17 protein-coding genes, 1 pseudogene and 1 riboswitch are annotated in these 18,832 nt (G+C 68.6%); of the genes and pseudogenes, 10 read left to right on the forward strand and 8 right to left on the reverse strand.

The genetic code is table 11. From position 1 onward, the window contains the following. Positions 1-79: 79 nt before the first annotated feature. Entirely contained in the window at positions 80-1,981 is a 1,902-nt protein-coding gene (gene asnB / locus N5E02_RS15700; protein WP_065179293.1) for an asparagine synthase (glutamine-hydrolyzing), read from the reverse strand. Positions 1,982-2,331: 350 nt separating this feature from the next. Here asnB and N5E02_RS15705 point away from each other — a divergent pair, with 350 nt between their 5' ends. Beyond that, positions 2,332-3,021 (forward strand): winged helix-turn-helix domain-containing protein, encoded by a 690-nt coding sequence (locus N5E02_RS15705; RefSeq protein ID WP_279946476.1) that lies wholly within the window; start codon positions 2,332-2,334, stop codon positions 3,019-3,021. Then, entirely contained in the window at positions 3,018-4,367 is a 1,350-nt protein-coding gene (locus tag N5E02_RS15710) for an ATP-binding protein (RefSeq protein WP_053498029.1), read from the forward strand. Before N5E02_RS15705 ends, N5E02_RS15710 begins: the two co-directional genes overlap by 4 nt. Here N5E02_RS15710 and N5E02_RS15715 read toward each other — a convergent pair. Then, positions 4,364-5,833, reverse strand: a complete 1,470-nt coding sequence (locus tag N5E02_RS15715; RefSeq protein ID WP_235649927.1) for an ATP-binding protein — start codon at positions 5,831-5,833, stop codon at positions 4,364-4,366. The two genes, N5E02_RS15710 and N5E02_RS15715, sit on opposite strands and share 4 nt — an antisense overlap. After that, positions 5,830-6,549: a response regulator transcription factor gene (locus N5E02_RS15720; RefSeq protein WP_065186281.1), complete on the reverse strand. Its 720-nt coding sequence runs from the start codon at positions 6,547-6,549 to the stop codon at positions 5,830-5,832. The genes N5E02_RS15715 and N5E02_RS15720 overlap by 4 nt, the downstream gene beginning before the upstream one ends. Before the next feature lie 145 nt (positions 6,550-6,694). Between N5E02_RS15720 and msrB the strand changes: the two genes are divergently transcribed. The 4 genes and pseudogenes from msrB to N5E02_RS15740 form a co-directional block, all read left to right on the forward strand. Then, positions 6,695-7,267 (forward strand): peptide-methionine (R)-S-oxide reductase MsrB, encoded by a 573-nt coding sequence (gene msrB / locus N5E02_RS15725; RefSeq protein ID WP_065179290.1) that lies wholly within the window; start codon positions 6,695-6,697, stop codon positions 7,265-7,267. A gap of 2 nt (positions 7,268-7,269) precedes the next feature. After that, the gene (locus N5E02_RS15730) at positions 7,270-9,039 is read left to right on the forward strand and encodes a cytochrome c biogenesis protein DipZ (RefSeq protein ID WP_235649926.1); all 1,770 of its coding nucleotides are present in this window, start codon (positions 7,270-7,272) and stop codon (positions 9,037-9,039) included. A gap of 14 nt (positions 9,040-9,053) precedes the next feature. Beyond that, a complete protein-coding gene (gene msrA / locus N5E02_RS15735; RefSeq protein ID WP_065179295.1) occupies positions 9,054-9,791 on the forward strand; it encodes a peptide-methionine (S)-S-oxide reductase MsrA in 738 nt (245 codons plus the stop codon). Positions 9,792-9,962: 171 nt separating this feature from the next. After that, positions 9,963-11,399, forward strand: a pseudogene (locus N5E02_RS15740) (PLP-dependent aminotransferase family protein); the annotation flags it as partial. 4 nt (positions 11,400-11,403) lie between these two features. Here the strand turns inward: N5E02_RS15740 and bioD are convergent. Continuing rightward, on the reverse strand, positions 11,404-12,096 hold the full coding sequence (gene bioD, locus N5E02_RS15745; RefSeq protein WP_164093533.1) for a dethiobiotin synthase: 693 nt from the start codon (positions 12,094-12,096) through the stop codon (positions 11,404-11,406). Between the two features lie 68 nt (positions 12,097-12,164). Between bioD and N5E02_RS15750 the strand changes: the two genes are divergently transcribed. Together N5E02_RS15750 and N5E02_RS15755 are read left to right on the forward strand one after the other, a co-directional pair. After that, positions 12,165-12,647 (forward strand): GAF domain-containing protein, encoded by a 483-nt coding sequence (locus N5E02_RS15750; RefSeq protein WP_004140850.1) that lies wholly within the window; start codon positions 12,165-12,167, stop codon positions 12,645-12,647. Continuing rightward, a complete protein-coding gene (locus N5E02_RS15755) occupies positions 12,644-13,006 on the forward strand; it encodes a TfoX/Sxy family protein (RefSeq protein WP_065179286.1) in 363 nt (120 codons plus the stop codon). Before N5E02_RS15750 ends, N5E02_RS15755 begins: the two co-directional genes overlap by 4 nt. Before the next feature lie 91 nt (positions 13,007-13,097). Here the strand turns inward: N5E02_RS15755 and N5E02_RS15760 are convergent, their stop codons facing one another. Beyond that, complete coding sequence (locus N5E02_RS15760; RefSeq protein WP_065179285.1) at positions 13,098-13,676, reverse strand: histidine phosphatase family protein; 579 nt, start codon at positions 13,674-13,676, stop codon at positions 13,098-13,100. Between the two features lie 143 nt (positions 13,677-13,819). After that, positions 13,820-14,043: riboswitch (cobalamin riboswitch) on the forward strand. A 115-nt stretch (positions 14,044-14,158) separates the two neighbouring features. Between N5E02_RS15760 and btuB the strand changes: the two genes are divergently transcribed. Then, positions 14,159-16,000 carry a TonB-dependent vitamin B12 receptor gene (btuB, locus tag N5E02_RS15765; protein ID WP_164093532.1) on the forward strand — a complete coding sequence of 614 codons (1,842 nt, stop codon included), beginning with the start codon at positions 14,159-14,161 and terminating at the stop codon, positions 15,998-16,000. Positions 16,001-16,098: 98 nt separating this feature from the next. On the opposite strand, the gene gph is transcribed toward btuB, so the two are convergent. From gph to N5E02_RS15780, 3 genes are all read right to left on the reverse strand, one after another. Continuing rightward, complete coding sequence (gph, locus tag N5E02_RS15770; RefSeq protein WP_139726682.1) at positions 16,099-16,755, reverse strand: phosphoglycolate phosphatase; 657 nt, start codon at positions 16,753-16,755, stop codon at positions 16,099-16,101. 64 nt (positions 16,756-16,819) lie between these two features. Beyond that, positions 16,820-17,611, reverse strand: coding sequence for a class I SAM-dependent methyltransferase (locus N5E02_RS15775; protein ID WP_005415136.1), 792 nt, complete (start codon positions 17,609-17,611; stop codon positions 16,820-16,822). Continuing rightward, complete coding sequence (locus N5E02_RS15780) at positions 17,608-18,537, reverse strand: LysR family transcriptional regulator (RefSeq protein ID WP_279946477.1); 930 nt, start codon at positions 18,535-18,537, stop codon at positions 17,608-17,610. The genes N5E02_RS15775 and N5E02_RS15780 overlap by 4 nt, the downstream gene beginning before the upstream one ends. A 108-nt stretch (positions 18,538-18,645) precedes the next feature. Between N5E02_RS15780 and N5E02_RS15785 the strand changes: the two genes are divergently transcribed. After that, positions 18,646-18,832, forward strand: a 187-nt coding sequence (locus N5E02_RS15785; RefSeq protein ID WP_279946478.1) for an NAD(P)H-binding protein, incomplete at its 3' end; no start/stop codon positions are given.

Raw genomic sequence — 18,832 nt, forward strand, 5'->3', positions numbered from 1 at the left:
TTCGTACGCAAGGGTCTCCGCCCTGCGCCACGCAGAACGAATCCGCCACGCGCCACGCAGAACACACCGCGAAGGAACCTCAGCGCCCGCGACCACCGTGCCAGTGCTGGTGCCACGCCTGGAACATCAACACGTTCCACAGGTGCGTGTGCCACTTGCGCTCGCCGCGCAGGAACGCTTCCCAAATGCCGCGCACGCGTGCCGGATCGAAACAGCCCTGATTGCGAAGCAGCTGCGGGTCCAGCAGCGCCTCCGCCCAATCGCGCAACGGACCGGCCAGCCAGCGCGCCATCGGCGGGCCAAAGCCGCGCTTGGGACGGTACACCAGCGGCTCGGGCAGGTAGCGTGCCAACAGGTGCTTCAGGATCAGTTTGTGTTCGCCGTCGTGGTACTTCAGGTGCTGCGGCAGGCGCCAGGCCAGTCGCACCACCTCCATGTCCAGCAGTGGCGCACGGGTTTCAACGCCCGCCGCCATGCCCGCGCGGTCGACCTTGGCCAGGATGCCCTCGGCCAGATCCATGCGGAAATCCAGCAGCTGGATGCGCGCTTCGGCCGGCAGCGCCGAGTCCTGCTGCTGGAAGATCGTCACCGGTTCACGCGCGCCCAGCACCACCTGCGCCGGCTGCCGCCAGCGGGTCACCCGCTGCAGGTAGTGGCCTTCCACATCGTTGGCAGCAACTTCGGCCACCAAGGCACGCCATCCACCGAGACGACCACGCTCGGCGTTCATGCGGTTGCCGCTGCGCCGCGCCAGGTCGCGTACCCAGTCCGGCAAGCCACCGCACAGGCGCGCATTGCGCAGCGCGCGGCCATAGCTGGGGTGGCCGAAGAACAGTTCATCGCCACCGTCACCGGTCAGCGCCACCGGCTTGCGTGCCCCCAGCAGTTCACTGGCCAGCAGCGTCGGCAGCTGCGAGGCGTCGGCGAACGGTTCGCACCAGACCTGCGGCAGGCGCTGCAGCAGATCCAGGCCCTGGCGCGCGTCCATGCGGTGCAGGTGGTGCTGCACACCCAGATGGCGCGCGACCTGCGACGCCCAGTCGCTCTCGTCATGTCCCGGATCGTCGAAGCCGACCGTCCAGGCTTCGATCGGCAGGGTCGATTGGGCCTGCATCATCGCCGTCACCAGCGAGGAGTCGGTGCCGCCGGACAGGAACGCGCCACAGGCCAATGGCGAGTGCATGCGTGAAGCGATGGCCTTCTGCAGTACCGCTTCGAGCTGGTCGGTGGCCTGTTCCAGGCTTGGCGCCGGCTGCAGCGGCTCCTGCAGTGCACGCTGCATCGCGTCGCGTGCGCACCAGTAACGCGCCCCCCCCTGCGCGGCCTGGCTGGAGTAACCGGCGGCGTGGTCGCTGAGATCGATGCGCAGCATCGCGCCCGCCACCAGCTTGTGGATGCCGCGGTAGATGGTGTGCGGCGCCGGCACATAGTCGTGACGCAGCAGAAGGCTCAGCGCATCCTGGTCGATGCTCGGTGCGAACCCGGCGAAGGCCTGCAGCGCCTTCAACTCCGAGGCGAACAGGAACTGGCCCTGGTACCAGCCGTAGTACAGCGGCCTCTCGCCCACCGGATCACGGGCCAGCCACAGCACGCGCGACTCGCGGTCCCAGACGCTGAAACCGAAGGCGCCCTCGATACGCGACAGCGCCCGCTGCACGCCCCATTCGACGATCGCCTGCAGCAGCAGCCGTGCATCGCTGCAGCTGCGTGGCAGATCGCGCAACTGCGCCTGCAGGTCAGCGCGGTTGTACAGGCGGCCGTCCAGGCACAGCACGTAGCGACCGCAGTCCGAGCTCAGCGGCTGCAACGGCGTATCGGTCGGCGCCCGGCAGTGGCCCAGCGCGAGGCCGGCCTCGGCGTCGGTCCAGTAGCCGATGCGGCCACGCCCACGCTGCTGCAGCGCCCGCAGCATCGGCGCCAGCTGCTGCAGCAACTGCTCGTCCTCGGCGGGCGGCAACCAGGCCCCGACCACGCCGCTCATCGGGAGCCTCCGCACTGGCGGCGGCGGGACGGGTTCAGCAGGCAGAGGGCGGCGGGCGACTTGGGGGACGGCACGCGGAGCGGAGGAGACTCCATGCTCGGCGCCGGACCGCGCGGCGTCAGTCGCTTTGCTGTCAGCGATCGTCACCCGTCGTATCACGAAGGTAACGTTTTGTAACAGCATCAGGCTATGCTGAACGCCAAGTTGTTGCCGGGACTGAGACCCGGCCCCTGCGCCAGCAACCCCGGCTGAATGGCGCCCGCCCCCGGGACCCGGGCGGCCCGATGGCTGGGATAGCATCGCCGCGCTCGTGCCGTGGCGGTACGTTTGCGCCTACGGAGGCCTTGGAAATGCTGGATATCGTACTGGTCGAAGACGATGCCCGCCTGGGAACGATGGTCAGCGACTACCTGCAACGGCATGGCTACCAGGTGGCCCACGAGCGCAGCGGCGAGCGCGCAGTGGCCCGCATCCTGGCCGAGAAACCAGCCCTGGTGCTGCTCGATGTCGGCCTGCCCGACCAGGATGGTTTCGAAGTGTGTCGGCAGATCCGGCCCCTCTATGACGGCATCATCTACGTGCTGACCGCCCGCACCGACAACATCGACCAGGTTCTGGGGCTGGAGCTGGGGGCCGACGACTACATCGGCAAACCGATCGAACCGCGGGTGCTGCTGGCGCGGCTGCGCGCCCACCTGCGCCGCCACCGCCGGGTCGAACCGCGTGACGGCAGCCTGCGCTTCGGCGAGCTGAGCATCGACCCGTCCACCCGCAACGTGCACCTGCAGGGCAGCCTGCTGGAGCTGACCACCGCCGAGTTCGACCTGCTGTTCCTGCTGGCCAGCAATGCCGGCCAGATCCTGGACCGCGACGCGCTGCTGCGCGGCCTGCGTGGCATCGCCTTCGACGGCCTGGACCGTTCGATCGATGCCCGCATCTCGCGCCTGCGCCGCAAGCTGGGCGACAACCCCGAGCAGCCGGAACGGATCAAGACCGTCCGTGGCCGCGGCTACCTGTTCAGCCGCTCGGCATGGGGATGAAGCGCACGCCCTCGGCGATGCGCGGCCACGCCTTCCACTTCCTGCGCTACGGCATCGGCTTCCTGGTTGCCCACCTGTTGCTGATCGTGCTGGGCCTGTGGGCCTGGGATGCCCTGCTGGAGGACCGCACCGAAGCCGGGCTGCAGGCCGAAATGCGTGGCACCCATGCCCTGCTGCAGCACCGCTTCGCCGAAACCCCGCGCGACCAGTGGCCGGTGCTGGCACGCGAACTCGACGCCGATTTCGCCTACGCGCTGCGCATGGTGCCGCTGGCTGAGGCAGTGAAGGCGTTGCCGGCCAGCCAACGTCCGCCGTTCAACAACGGCCGCGTGCAGATCGACCTGGAGCACATGCGCAGCCTGCAGCGCATCGGTGACAGCGACTACGCGGTGATGCTGGGGCCGCTGGATGAAGCGCTGCCGGACGAGGGCTGGCAGGACAGCGAAGTGTCGGGCGTGGCGATCCTGCTGCTGATCCTGATGGTGGCGGTGGCATTGCCGATGTACGTGATGGTCTATCGGTTGTGGCGCGACGTCTCGCAGCTGGCGCAGGCGGCCAGGCAGATGCGCGATGGCCAGTTGGACACGCGTGCGCCGCGTGCGGGCACCGCGCTGGTGCGGCCACTGGCCAATGCCTTCAACCACATGGCCGAGCAGCTGCAGCAGCTGCTGGAAAGCCAGCGTGTGCTGGCGCAGGCGGTGGCGCACGAAGTGCGCACGCCATTGGCGCGGATGCGTTTCGGCCTGGCCGACCTGGAGGACACCGCGCTTGATGATGGGCAGCGCGATGCACTGGGCGGATTGCGCACCGATGTGGATCGGCTGCAGCACCTGACCGATGCAGGCGTCGAGTACGCCGCACTGGGCCGCTGCCATCAGCTGACCCGCCAGCGCCTGCAGCTGGCGGCGCTGGTGCGCGGCGTGGTCGCCCAGTTCGCGCCGCTGCCGATGCCGGTGCAGCAGGCGCTGTCGCCGGTGGGTCTGGTCAACGTCAACCGGCATATGCTGGAGCTGGCACTGCGCAACCTGCTCGGCAATGCACTGCGCTACGCGCGCCGGCAGATCCGTATTGCCAGCAGCGTCAATGACGGCTGGCTATGCCTGCAGGTGGAGGACGACGGCCCCGGCATTGCACCCGAACTGCGCGGCCAGGTACTGCAGCCCTACGTCCGGCTGGACCCGGGCAGTCCCGGCTTCGGCCTCGGCCTGGCACTGGTGCAGGTGGTGGCCGACAAGCATGGCGGCCACGTCGAAGTAACCGATTCGTCGCTGGGCGGTGCCTGCATCCGCCTGCACCTGCCGCTGGAAAACGGCGGCGGCATCGTCGAATGCGAAGCGGCCTGCTAGGCCGCCGGTTCCGCACGCGGCAAGGCAAACACGAACAGCGCGCCACGCTCGCTGTCGCGCAGTTCGATGCGGCGGCCGTGCAGCTGCACGATGCGCTGCACGATCAACAGCCCCAATCCGCCGTTCTCGCCGCGCCGCGCGCCCAGCGCGGCCGGTGCCTGGAACAGCTGGGTGCGCAACGCCGGCGCCACCCCTGGGCCGTCATCAGCCACGCTGACCTCCACGCTGTCGGGAGTCGCGCAAAGGCGCACCTCGATCTGTCCACCGTCGGGTGCATGGCGCAGCGCGTTGTCGAGCAGGTTGGTCAACACCCGTTCGACCAGGCCCAGGTCGGCGCGCACCAGCGGCAGGCCGGGGGGGAACGCTGCGTGCAGCTGCTGGCCGCGCGCCTGTGCCGCCAGTTCGAACTTCTGCAGCACGTCCTGCAGCAGCTCCGGCAGCGCGAACACCTCCCACTCCAACCGCACTTCGCCATGCTCCAGCCGCGCCAGCTCGAACAGCGCGCGCGCCAGCCGGCCGACCTTGGCGCTCTGCGCCAGCGCGATACCGAGATAGCGGCGGCGCTCGTCCGCTGACAGCGTGGCGTCCTTCAGTGCCAGCGTTTCCAGGTAGCCATGCAGCGACGACAGCGGCGTGCGCAGGTCGTGCGAGATATTGGCAACCAGTTCGCGGCGCTGCAGGTCCTGATGGCGCAGCTGCTGCCACTGCTCGCCCAGCCGCTGCGCCATCTGCGCGTGCGCGTGTTCGAGGATCACCAGCTCGTCGCGCTCACCGGGGCGCAGCGGCTCCGGCGGTGGCAACGGCGTGGGTGCGTCGATGTCGAAGGCCTGGATGCGTCGGGTCAGCCGCCGCAGCGGACGGGTCACCCAGTAGAACGCCACCAGCCCGGCCAGCAGGCCGAGGCCACCGACCAGCACCACCGACCACAGCGTGGTGTTCCACTGGCTGCCGGCCGCAAGATCGTCGGCCAGCATCTGCCGGTGCTCGCCGACCAGTACCACGTACACGTAGCCCGCCTGGCGACCCTGCACGACCAGCGGGGCGACGCTGAACACCTTGCGGCCATCACGGCTGCGCGGGTCATCGCCGAGGATCGGCAACGGCGCACCGGCCAGCAGGTGGCGCAGCGGCGCCACGTCCACCCGGTTTCGCACCAGGTGCCCACTGGGTGCATCGTGGCCGAGGATGCGGCCCTGGTCATCCAGCAGGTAGACCTCGACGCTGGGATTGACCGCCATCAACTGGCCGAACAGCGCCCGCACCGCCGCATCACGCATGCCGCTGGTATCCATCAGCTCGCTGCGCTGGGCGATGTGCTCGGCCAGGCCCAGCGACAACCGCTGTACCACCTCCTGCTCGTGGCGGGTATTGGCACGCATCTGCAGTGCAAGCAGCGCCATGCAGCACGTCAGCATCAGCGCAGCGGTCACCACTGCCAGCTTCTGCCACAGGTTCGGCTTGATCATGCCGCTGCTCCGGCCGGGTCGACCAGCTTGTAGCCACGGCCCCACACCGTCAGCAGCCGCCGCGGATTGGCCGGATCGGGCTCGATCTTGCTGCGCAGGCGGTTGATATGGGTGTTGACCGTATGCTCGTAGCCATCGTGCTGGTAGCCCCAGACCTGGTTGAGCAGTTCCATGCGCGCGAACACCTGGTCCGGGTGACGGGCGAAGAACAACAGCAGGTCGAACTCGCGCGGGGTCAGCTCCAATGGATTGCCATCCACCGAGGCGGTACGCGCGACCGGGTCCAACTGCAGTCCCCCCAGCTCGATCGCGCCGGCATCGATGCGTGCGCTCTGCGCCATCGCCTCGGCGCGGCGCAGCAGCGCGCGCACGCGTGCCACCAGTTCCGGCATCGAGAAGGGTTTTGCCAGGTAATCGTCCGCGCCCAGTTCCAGGCCGACGATGCGCTGGGTTTCGCTGCCGCGCGCACTGATGATGATGATCGGCACATACCGCGCCATCGCGCGTGCGCGCTGGCACACCTGCAGGCCGTCCACGCCGGGCAGCATCACGTCCAGCACCAGCGCATCCCACGGGCCGTCCTGCTCGAGCAGGCGCAGGCCGGCATCGCCGCTGGCAGCATGGGCGACGTCGTAGCCCTCATCGCCCAGGTGCATGCGCAGCAGGTCGGCGATGTGGGCATCGTCTTCAACGATCAGCACGCGTTTGGTCGACATCGTCAGCTCAAGGCCAGTGGGGAGGCGGGTTGCATTGTGGCGCGGGACGGCCGCCGATACCTCACGAAAAATTGAATCCTGCGTGAGGATTCGTTGACCCGGGCGGGCGCAGCATGGCCCCGTCATCCCCTTCCCGGAGTCCGCCATGTCCTTGTCCCGCCGCCATCTGCTGGGCCTGGGAGGTGTTGCCACCGCCGCCGGCCTGCTCGGCCTGGGGGCCTGCAGCCGCGCCGCCCCGGCCGCCGCTGAAGCGCGTCCGTCGCGACAGTTCGAGGTCATGCACAGTGATGCCGAGTGGCGCCAGCGCCTGACCCCGGCGCAGTACGCGGTGCTGCGCCAGCAGGCCACCGAACGGCCGTGGAGCAGCCCGCTCAACAAGGAACACCGGCAGGGCACCTTCGCGTGTGCCGGCTGTGCGCTGCCGCTGTTTTCCTCGTCCACCAAGTTCGAGAGCGGCACCGGCTGGCCCAGCTTCTGGGCGCCGCTGCACAACGCCATCGGCGAAGACCGCGACGTTACCTTCGGGATGCTGCGGGTGGAGGTGCACTGCCGTCGCTGTGGCGGCCACCTCGGCCATGTGTTCAACGATGGCCCACGCCCGACCGGGCTGCGCTACTGCATGAACGGTGCAGCGATGGTGTTCGTTCCCGGCGCCACGGATGGCACTGCCGACGGCTGGCGGGTGCCGGTCGGTTCTTCCCCTGTTTCCGGAGCCTGACGATGCTGCTGTTGCTGCTTGCCTACCTGGGGGGCGCACTGACCCTGCTCAGCCCCTGCATCCTGCCGGTGCTGCCGTTCGTGTTCGCGCGTGCCGACCGTCCGTTCCTGCGCAGCACGCTGCCATTGCTGCTGGGCATGGCGCTCACCTTCACCGTGGTTGCCAGCCTGGCCGCGGTGGGCAGCCAATGGGTGGCACAGGCCAACCAGGTCGGGCGCTGGATCGCCCTGCTGCTGATGGCGCTGTTCGCGGTCGCCCTGCTGTGGCCACGAGTGGCCGACCATCTGCTGGCGCCGTTCCAGCGCGTGGGTGCCCGTCTGAGCGCGCGCGCCGATGCCGCGGATGCCGCTGGGCGCGGCGGCGCGTGGACCTCGCTGCTGATCGGCATCGCCACCGGCCTGCTGTGGGCACCGTGTGCAGGTCCGATCCTCGGCCTGGTGCTGACCGGTGCCGCCCTGCATGGTGCCAGCGTGGGTACCAGCGCCCTGCTGCTGTCGTATGCGCTGGGCGCGATCACCGCGCTGGCACTGGCGGTGTGGGTGGGCGGCCGGGTGTTCCGTGCGCTGCAGGCGCGGCTTGGACTCGGCAATGCACTGCGCAAGGTGCTGGGCGTGGCCGCCCTGCTGGCGGTGGTGGCAATCGGCTTGGGCTGGGATACCGGCCTGCTGACCCGTCTTTCCACGCTCAGCACCGCGCGTATCGAGCAGGGCCTGCTGGACGCGGTACCCGGCGCGCAGCCGGCGGTACCACCGATGATGATGATGGCCGGTGCCGACGCCGCTGGCGATGCACCGCTGCCGGTCGAAGGCACCCTGCCCGCGCTGGACGGGGCCACCGGCTGGCTCAACAGCCCACCGCTGACGGCCCAGCAGCTGCGCGGCAAGGTCGTGCTGGTCGATTTCTGGACCTACTCCTGCATCAACTGCCTGCGTGCGATGCCGTTCGTTCACGAATGGGAGCGCCGCTACCGCGACCACGGCCTGGTGGTGATCGGCGTGCACACGCCGGAGTTCGCCTTCGAGCGTGACCCGCGCAACGTGATGAAGGCGGTGCAGCAGCTGAAGGTCGAGTACCCGGTGGCGCTCGACAACCAGTACACGATCTGGCGCGCGTTCAACAACCGCTACTGGCCAGCGCAGTACTTCGTTGATGCGCAGGGCAACATCCGCGGCCACCAGTTCGGCGAAGGCAACTATGCGCGTTCGGAACAGATGATCCGTCGCCTGCTGACCGAAGCCGGGCAGGCCAACCTGCCGCCGCCTGCCGATCCTGCTGCCGCCGACCTGAAAGGCGTGGCCGTGCAGGCCGACATGGGCAACCTGCGCTCGCCGGAAACGTATCTGGGCCACGCCCGCGCCGAACAGTTCGCCTCGCCCGGCGGGCAGCGCAGTGATGCCGCGTTCGACTACTCCTTGCCGACGACCCTGGCGCTGAACCAGTGGGGACTGTCGGGGCGCTGGACCGTCACCGATGAAGCCGCACAGCTGCAGCAGGCCGGTGGCCGCATTGCCTTCCAGTTCCATGCGCGCGACCTGCACCTGGTGCTGGCGCCCAGCCGCGACGGCAGGCCGGTGCGCTTCCGCGTCTGGCTGGATGGCAAGGCGCTACCCGCCGCCGATGCCGGTAGTGATGTCGGCGCCGATGGCAGTGGCGTGGTCGACGAGCATCGCCTGTACCAGCTGGTACGCCAGCGCGGCACGGTCGGTCCGCATCGCTTCGAGATCGAATTCCTCGATGCGGGCGTGCAGGCCTATGCCTTCACCTTCGGTTGAACCGGGAGCACATGATGAAACTCTCCTTTGAACAGGGCATCGCCGCCGGTGTGGCCGGCCTGGTGGCCATGGCATTGATTGCCGGGGTGCTGCTGGTCGATCACGGTGCGGCTGCGGCGCCGGTCGAAGCCAGCGCGCAGATCCAGGCACTGCCGGCCCCCACCGGCGATGCGGCGTTCCGCGATGACGCCACCCACGCCAGCGTGGTGTTTGCCGGCGGTTGCTTCTGGGGCGTGCAGGGCGTGTTCCAGCACGTCAAGGGCGTGAGCAATGCGGTGTCCGGCTATATCGGTGGCAGTGCAGCCAATGCGCGCTATGAGCGCGTCAGCGGTGGACAGAGCGGCCATGCCGAAGCTGTAAAGATTGACTACGACCCGCGCCAGGTCAGCTATGGACAGCTGATGCAGGTGTTCTTCTCGGTCGCGCACGACCCGACCCAGCTCAACCGCCAGGGTCCGGACCACGGCAGCCAGTATCGCTCGGCGATCTTCAGTGATGACGCCCGCCAGCAGGCGGCCAGCCGTGCCTACATCGCCCAGCTCAGCCAGGCCGGCAGCTACCGCGCACCGATCGTCACCCAGCTGGTCAGCGGCCAGCGCTTCTACCCGGCCGAGAGCTACCACCAGAACTACATGACCAACTACCCGCAGGCCGCCTACATCCGCTACTACGACGCACCGAAGCTGGCGGCCCTGGCCAGGCAGTTCCCGGCGCTGTACCGGCGCGAGGCGGTGCTGGTGCCGATGCGCTGACGGCATTTGCCCTGGGGCTGATCGGTGCTCGGCTCTACACACAAAAAAAGACGCACGGCGGTCCCGCCGTGCGCTTGGAATGCGCCAGCCACGCCCCGATCAGGCCCGGCCGACGACGACATGCTAGGCTCGCCATCATCATGGGTACAGCACCAGATGGCGGGATGTTCGATGGATACAGATGACCAGGCCACGATGATCCCTCCACGCTACCAGCGGCTCTCCGACGAACTGGCTGAGGCCATCCACGGCGGTCGCCTTCCGGTCGGCAGCCGCCTGCCTTCGCTGCGGCAGATGGCGTCACAGCGCAGGCTCAGCCTCAACACGGTGATCGCCGCCTATCGCCAGCTGGAAGATGCGGGCCTGGTCATTCCGCGGCCCAAGGCCGGCTTCGAGGTGGCGCCGCGGCTGTCGGTGCCGGAACGATCATTGCGCGATGCGCCCTCGGCACCCACCGCACCGCTGCAGCAGGTGCTGATGGCGCGCGTGCTGGAAGCGCAGCGCCGCCCGGGTGTGGTCGACCTGGCCTTCGCCGGCCCGCGTGGTCGCCAGTTCTATCCCGGCGCGCAGTTGGCCAAGCACACCGCGCAGGTACTGCGCCATGGCCAACAGACGGTGGAGACCTACGCGCGCCCGAATGGTTCACCGCGGCTGCTGGCGCAGATCGTGCGCCGCAGTCCGCGCATGGGCCTGCACACCCACGCCGAGCGACTCCTGCTGACCCATGGTGCGATGGAAGCCCTGCAGCTGGCGTTGCGCGCGGTCACCCAGCCCGGTGATGCGGTGGGCATCGAGGCGCCGTCCTACTTCAACCTGTATCCGTTGCTGGCCAACCTCGGCCTGCAGGCCATCGAGTTACCCACCCACCCGCAGCACGGACTGGATGTAGGTGCACTGGATGCGCTGCTGGAGCACACGCCGCTGGCCGCACTGGTGGTGATGCCGACCGTGCACAACCCGCTCGGCTGCACCATGCCGACCGCCGCCAAGCAACGCTTGGCCGAGCTGGTCAACGCACGGCAGCTGCCCCTGATCGAGGATGCGGTGTACGCCGAGCTGCAGTTCTGCGAGCCACCGGCCCCGTTGCTGAAAGCCTTTGATCGCGATGGCTGGGTGATGGTGGTCGGTGGCTTCTCAAAGACACTGGCGCCGGATTACCGCATCGGCTGGCTGGATGGCGGTCGCTTCGCAGAGCGCATCGCGCTGCTGAAGTTCCAGTCCACCGGCGGTGAGCCGCAGCTGCTCGGCGATGCGGTGGCCGCGTATCTGGAAGCAGGCAGCTACGAGCACCATCTGCATCGCATGCGCCGCCTGTACCGCGAACAGGTGGGACGGCTGCGCCAGCTGGTAGCCGAGCATTTCCCGGCAGGCACCCGCGCCACCGAACCACAGGGCGGATTCCTGCTGTGGCTGGAACTGCCGGGCGTTGACACGCGCGAGCTGTTCGAGCGAGCGCTGCAGGAGGACATCGTGTTCATGCCCGGCCAGGTCTATTCGCGTGGTGCGCGCTATCGCCACTGCCTGCGGCTGTCGTGCTGCCAGAGCCTGGATGCGCGCTTCATCGGTGCGGTGGAACGGCTGGGTGCGATCGCGCGGGAGCTGGCGGCCGGCACTACCCCAGGTCGTCGAGCAGGTGCGCCGCCAGCGCTTCACCACTGGCATCCGGCAGATGCGGCAGCCGTCCCCAGCACGGCATCGGCAGGCGCTGCTGCAGCGTGGCGATGTTCTCGTCCTGGCGCTGCATTGCCGGGTCGATGTGGTTGCCGATCCAGCCCAGGCAGTCCACGCCGCTGGCCTGCAGCGATTGCGCGGTCAACCGCGCGTGGTTGACGCAGCCCAGCCGCATGCCCACCACCAGCAGCACCGGCAGCTGCAGCGCACGCACCAGGTCGAGCTGGTCCAGCGTGGCCGAGACCGGCGCCAGCCAACCGCCCACGCCCTCCACCACGACGATATCGGCCTTCGCGCGCAGGCGTTCGAACGCGGCCACGATCGGCGCCAGCGCCACCTGCACGCCGTCCTCGGCAGCAGCCAGCTCCGGTGCCAGTGGCTGCCGCAGCGCATAGGGATTCAGATCGGCATAGTCCGGCACCGGCCAGCTGGCCGCCTGCAGCGCCAGCGCGTCCTCGTTGCGCAGGCCCTGCCCCAGATCCTCGCTGCCGCTGGCCACCGGCTTCATGCCCACCGCGCGCAGGCCACGCTGGCGCAGTGCATGCAGCAGCGCGGTGCTGGCCGCGGTCTTGCCGATTTCGGTATCGGTGCCGGTAACGAACAGGGCGGGCGGCAGCGTAGCGGGCAACGGCATCGATCGGCTCCAACAGGGCAACAGTGCGTGCATTATCGCCGGCCCGGTGCACTTGCTAGACTGCGGGCATGTTCGCCAATGCCTCGCTCACCGGCAGCAAGCCGGAACAATACGCCCAGCTGCTGGAACAGGCCCGTGGCCTGGTCTACGCCGAGTCCGACCGCATCGCCAACGCGGCCAACCTCTCCGCACTGGTCTATCACGCCCTGCCCGACCTGAACTGGGTGGGCTTCTACCTGTATGACGGCAAGGAACTGGTGGTCGGCCCGTTCCAGGGCCTGCCGGCCTGCGTGCGCATCCCGCTGGACAAGGGTGTGTGCGGTGCCGCCGCCAGCCAGCGCGTAACCCAGCGCGTGGACGACGTCGATGCCTTCCCCGGCCACATCGCCTGCGACTCGGCCTCGCGTTCGGAGCTGGTGGTGCCGCTGCTGCGCGGCGATGAACTGATCGGCGTGTTCGATATCGACAGCCCGAAGGTCGGCCGCTTCGACGCCGACGATCAGGCCGGCCTGGAAGCCATCGCCCGCGTGTTCGTCGAGGCACTGGGATGAGCGCACCGAAGCTGCGCAACATCGGCCCGAAGAGTGCAGCGTGGCTGCGCCAGGTCGGGCTGCGCAGCCGCGAGGACCTGGTTGCGATCGGCGCAGTTGGCGCCTTCGTCAAGGTCAAGCGGGCCGGCTTCAAGCCCAGCCTGAACCTGCTGTACTCGCTGGAAGGCGCATTGCTGGACTGCCACTGGCAGGAGCTGAGCGAGCCGCAGCGTGAAGCGCTGGTGCAGGACTACGAAGCGCGCATCGCCGCGCATCCGCTGAAGTCGGCCGGCCCGGCGTCGGGCCCGGTGCATGAGCAGCGCTTCGATGCCGACGATGACGCTGAAGACAGCGTTGCCGAGGGCGCGGACGAGGATTGACTGCACCGGTAGTGCCGGCCGCTGGCCGGCAACTGCGTGATCCTTGCAACGTTCCTGAGGCTGCCGGCCAGCGGCCGGCACTACCGATGGACTACGGCTGCTGCAGTTCCAGCAGCTCGCCCACCAGCCCGACCTCGCCCCGCTCCAGCCACACCCGCAGGCGCGTGCCGTGGTCGATGCGCAGGGCCCAGCACAGCGACATCGGCAGGCCGCAAACCTGCGACAACACCATGCGCAGCGGGCCACCATGGCTGACCACCAGCGTCGGCACCGGATCATCATCATCGAGCAGGCGATCCAGCGCGCGCGCGATACGCCGCTCGAAATGACCCCAGCTCTCGCCGTTCGGCGGCGGGAACGCATGCGGATCGGCATGGAAGGCGGCCAGCGCATCTTCCGGCAGGTCGAACAGCGACTGCCCGTCCCAATCGCCGAAATCCAGTTCTTCCCATTCCTCGTCCGCTTCGACGTCCAGCCCGCGTGGGGTGGCCAGCGCCATCGCCGTGTGCAGGGCGCGCAACCGCGGTGAACTGATCACCCGCTCCCAGCGTTGCCCGGCATAGGCCTCGACCAGCTCCTGCGGCAGGCCGGCCAGCTGCGGTGGATCGCTGCGGCCATCAAGGAACTCATCGCGACCGTTGCCGGCATGGCGGACCAGGTCGAGGATCATGCGTGCGTCCCGGACGGGCGACGCAGGTACAACGGAGAACGGGCAGACATCGGTAACGGCACCACGGGATCGAGCAACCATTCTAAAGGCACAGCAGAGGCAGCCGCGCAGGCGCGACGCAACGGGACGGCCTGCGATGCCGTAGACTGCGCGCACTTCCAGGTGACCTGCGGCCGTGGCCGGCAGGTTGAAACGGGAAGCCGGTGACGCGTGATTCCATGCCAGGCCGGCGCTGCCCCCGCAACGGTAAGCACGTCAGTTCCAGGCAACACCGCCACTGTGCCGCAGGCATGGGAAGGCGCCTGGACGGTGGCCTCGCGCCACCCGGCGGCAAGCCCGGAGACCGGCCCGGAAGCCTCAGGTCGCGATGCGGTGGGCATGGCGCTGGATGACCGTGGCGTGCGCTGCGGCATCGGCGCGTGCCTGCCTTCGCGGCTCCTCCCCTTCGCCACGCGGGCGTGCGTGGCACCTGGAGTCCCCCCATGAAGCTGCAGTCCCGAATGCTGTCCCTGGCCGTACTGGCCGCCCTGCCCGCGCTGGCACAGGCCGCCGATGACACCACCGCGCTCGACCAGATCCTGGTCACCGCCACGCGCACCCCGATCGCCCTGCAGGACAGCATCGCGCCGGCCCAGGTGATCGACCGCGCGCAGATCGAATCCAGCCAGGCCACCTCGCTGCAGGAACTGCTGCGCGGCCGCGCCGGCATCAACCTGACCAATGCCGGCGGGCTCGGCAAGCAGAGCTCGCTGTTCCTGCGCGGCACCAACTCGGGCCACACCGTGGTGCTGGTCGACGGCGTGCGCATCAACAGTGCCGACCTCGGCCTGGCGATGTACCAAGACCTGCCGCTGGCGCAGATCGAGCGCGTGGAAATCGTGCGTGGCCCGCAGTCGAGCCTGTACGGCGCCGATGCCATTGGCGGCGTGATCCAGATCTTCACCCGCCGCAACCAGGGTGATTTCGCCCCGCACTTCCAGCTCGGTGGCGGCAGCAACGGCCTGCGCGAAGCCAGCGGCGGGATCGGCGGCGGGACCGAACGCGGCTGGTTCGGCGCCGACATCGCCTACCAGCATTCCGATGGCATCGATGCCTGCCGCGGCTCGGCAACGCTGTTCACCGGCTGCTTTGCCGACGAACATGACCGCGATGGCTACCGCAACCTGTCCAAGAGCCTGCGCGGTGGCTACACCTTCAACGACCAATGGAACGTGGAAGGCAGTGCATTGCGTGCCGACGGAAAGAACCATTACGACGGCTACTACAACTATTCGGAAACCCGCCAGCAGGTGCTGGCCGGCAAGGTGCGCTACACCCCGTCCGAACGCCTGTCGTTCACCGCCAATGTCGGGCGCAGTGACAACGAGTCGGACAACTTCGGTGACTTCGATGCCCGTGGCAGCGCTCAGACCCACCGCGACAGTGCCTCGCTGCAGGGTGACTTCGCCTTGGCCGAAGGCCAGCTGCTGAGCACCGGCGTGGACTGGAGCGAAGACAACCTGGATGGCAGCAGTGCCGGATATCGGGTCGACAGCCGCCGCAACACCGGCGTGTTCGTGCAGTACCAGGGACGCTTCGGTCGCCACCAGCTGCAGGCCAGCGCGCGCAACGACGACAACCAGCAGTTCGGCAACCACGCCACCGGCAGCCTCGGCTGGGCGATGGAGCTCGGCCACGGCCTGCGTGTCAATGCCAGTTACGGCACTGCGTTCAAGGCGCCGACCTTCAGCGACCTGTACGACCCGTGGAGCGGTGTGCCGACGTTGAACCCGGAGAAGTCCAAGAGCACCAACCTGGGCGTTTCGCAGCAGGGACAGGGCTGGCACTGGGGCCTGGACGTCTATGAAACCCGCATCGATGATCTGATCACCTACGATGCGGCGACCTTCAGGATGCAGCAGGTGGAGAAGGCGCGCATCCGCGGTGCCGAACTGACCGGTGGCGTGCTGCTGGCCGGCTTCGACATCAACGCCCAGCTGAGCTACACCGACCCACGCAACCGCACCGGCGGCAGCACCCAGTTCGACAACTGGCTGCCGCGTCGTGCACAGCAGACCGCGCGCCTGGACCTCGATCGACGTTTCGGGGCCTTCCGCGCAGGCCTGACGGTTCAGGGAGCGGGCAAGCGCTATGACGATGCCGCCAACGCGGTGAAGGTGGCGGGTTACGGCACGCTGGATCTGCGCGCCGAGTACGCGCTGACGCCGTCGTGGTCGCTGCTGGCGCGTGCCGCCAACGTGTTCGACCGCAGGTATGAGACGGTGGCGTGGTTCAACCAGCCGGGCCGTGAGTACCAGGTGAGTGTGCGTTACCAGCCGAAATGATCGCGACGGTCATGGTAGTGCCGGCCGCTGGCCGGCAACATCATGACCTTCGGCAACGCATTCCGGGTTGCCGGCCGGCGGCCGGCACTACCCCTGCGTCAGCCCTGCAACCCCGGCAGTTCACGCAGGTCATCGATCACCGCCACCGCATGCGCGGTGGCCAGGTCCAGACCGCGCGGGTAGCCGTAGCGGACCAGCGCGATCGGCATGCCCGCATCTTCGGCGGCGCGGTAGTCGGTCAGCGAATCACCCACCATCAGGCAGGCATCGACCGGCAGCCCGAAGTGCGCAGCGATATGCCGCAGCGGCTCACCGCTGGGCTTGCGCTGCGGCAGTGAATCGCCGCCCAGTACCAGCGCGAACGCATCACCGATGCCCAGGTGCTGCAGCAGCGGCGGCACCAGTGCTTCGGGCTTGTTGGTGCAGATCGCCAGTGGCACGGCGCGCGCGCGCAGCTGCGCCAGTGCGTCGGCCACGCCATCGAACAGGCGCGGGCTGCGCAGCAGGCATTCACGGTAGTGCACCATGAACACCGGCATGACCTCGGCCAGGTCGACCTCACGACCGGCGGCGTGCACGGCCTGTTCGACCAGGCGGCGCACACCGTCGCCGATCCAGCCGAGCACGGTGGCTTCCGGCACCCGTGCCATGCCGATGGCTTCCAGCGTGCGGTTCAGCGCTTCGGCGATGTCAGCTGCGCTGTCGACCAGCGTGCCATCGAGATCGAATACGACCAGCGGATAGGGATACGACAAGGGACGACGCCTGTACAACGTGGGGCCGTCCATTGTACGCCGCGCTTTTTCCCCGGGATCGGCCTCAGCCGATCCTGCGTGCGCGGGTGGCCAGAAAGGTGGGCAGGTAACGGTCGATCAGGAAGCGCGGCTTCGGCTGCCAGTCTTCCATGAACCGATCAATCACGAAGCCTGCATCCAGCTGACCGCCGATCAGTTCGGTCAGGCTGTGGCCAAAGGTCAGCGCATCGCCGCGGGCGAGTTTCGCCTCACGCTCTGCGGCGGGCAGGTCTTCCAGGTCCGAATAGGGAATGGCGTACTGCGGCCGGATCAAACCCTGTGCATCCAGCTGCGGATCACGTGCACCGACGAACAGCACGGGGTTGTAGAAGCTGGCCATCAACATGCCATCGCGCGCCAGCACGCGGCGGCATTCGGTCCACACCGGGCGCACGTCGGGTACGTACAGGTTGGAGATCGGATGGAACACCACGTCGAAGCTGTCATTGGCGAATACGTGCAGGTCGCGCATGTCGCCCTGCACCGTGCGCAGCTGCAGGCCGTCGCGCGCAGCGACCCTGCGGTCCTGTTCCAGCTGCCCGTCGGACAGGTCGAACACGGTGACGTCGGCGCCCGCAGCGGCCAGCACGGGTGCCTGCTGGCCGCCGCCCGAAGCCAGGCACAGGATGCGACGGCCGCGCACGTCGCCCAGCCAGTCCAGTGGCAGCGCGCGTGGGGTCAGGTGCACCTGCCAGCGGCCTTCGCGCGCGGCGGCAATGGTTGAACTCTCCACCGGGCGCGACCATTCGCGCACTTCGCTGGCCTGGCGGTCCCAGGCAGCACGGTTGTGGTCGATCAAGGCCTGTCCATGGTTCATGTGTTCTCCTTGCCCGGCGGGCGCCAATCCAGATCCTGGAAGGCCGGGCTGGCGAAACACTCGGCCAGGTAATCCAGGAATCGCCGCATGATAGCGGGCTGCTGGCGCCGTGACGCGTACACGGCATGAATGCCGAGCTCGTCCAGACTGAATCCGGGCAGCAGTTCGATCAGCTCGCCGCTGCGCAGCAGTGGCGCCACCTGGTAGGTCGGCAGCATGGCGATCCCGGCACCGGCGCGTACCGCCTCCAGCAGCAGCGAGGCCTCGTTGGCGCTGATGTTGCCGCCCACCGCCACCGACAGCGAACGGCCATCGCGGTGCAGCTGCCACAGGCTCTTGCCGACGTAGTGGTGGGTCAGGCAGTTGTGCGCGGCCAGGTGCTCCGGCGCGGTCGGCGTGCCACGCGCCTGCAGGTACGACGGCGTCGCGCACAGCACCGAGCGGCGGGTGGCCAGCCGCCGCGCGATCAGGCTGGGGTCGATCTGGCGCGCAATGCGCACGGCCAGGTCCACGCGCTCCTCGACCAGGTTCACCGTGCGGTCGACCAGCAGCAGCTCGATGCGCGCCGCCGGATGGCGCGCGACGAAACCGGCCACCGCCCGTGCCAGGTGGCTCTGCCCGAACGACACGCTGGCGGTCACGCGCAGCGTACCGTGCGGCTCGGGATCATCACTGGCCAGCTCGCCCTGCAGTTCTTCGCCGATCGCCAGCATCTGCCGGAAGCGCGCCAACGCCGCCTCGCCCGGGCCGGTCAGGCTGACCCGGCGCGTGGTCCGGTGCAGCAGGCGTGCACCCAGCCAGCCCTCGACCTCGGCCAGGTAGCGGCTGACCATCGCCCGCGACATGTCCAGCACTTCCGCGGCGGCGGTGAGGCTGCCGCGCTCGGCCACCTCGACAAACACGGTCATGGCGGTCAATCGGTCCATATGCTCGATCCACGCAACAAACAAGCGCGTTATACGCTGTTTTTCGAGCGACTGCAGCAGCCTAGAGTGGCCCCATTCCCAGCCCACATCGCCTCACGGAGTCCTGCCATGAAGATCGCCCTCGTTGGTTCCACCGGCAACATCGGCCGCCAGATCGCCCGCCACGCGCTGGCCCACGGCCACGAACTCACCGTCATCGTGCGCAGCGCGCAGGACCTCCCGGCCGAACTGGCCGGCGCCCATCCGGTGATCGCCTCGCTGGATGACCAGGACGCGCTGGTCGCCGCCATCGCGG

Origin of the sequence: Stenotrophomonas sp. GD03777 (genome assembly GCF_029842485.1) — a bacterium.
Lineage (GTDB): Bacteria > Pseudomonadota > Gammaproteobacteria > Xanthomonadales > Xanthomonadaceae > Stenotrophomonas > Stenotrophomonas sepilia.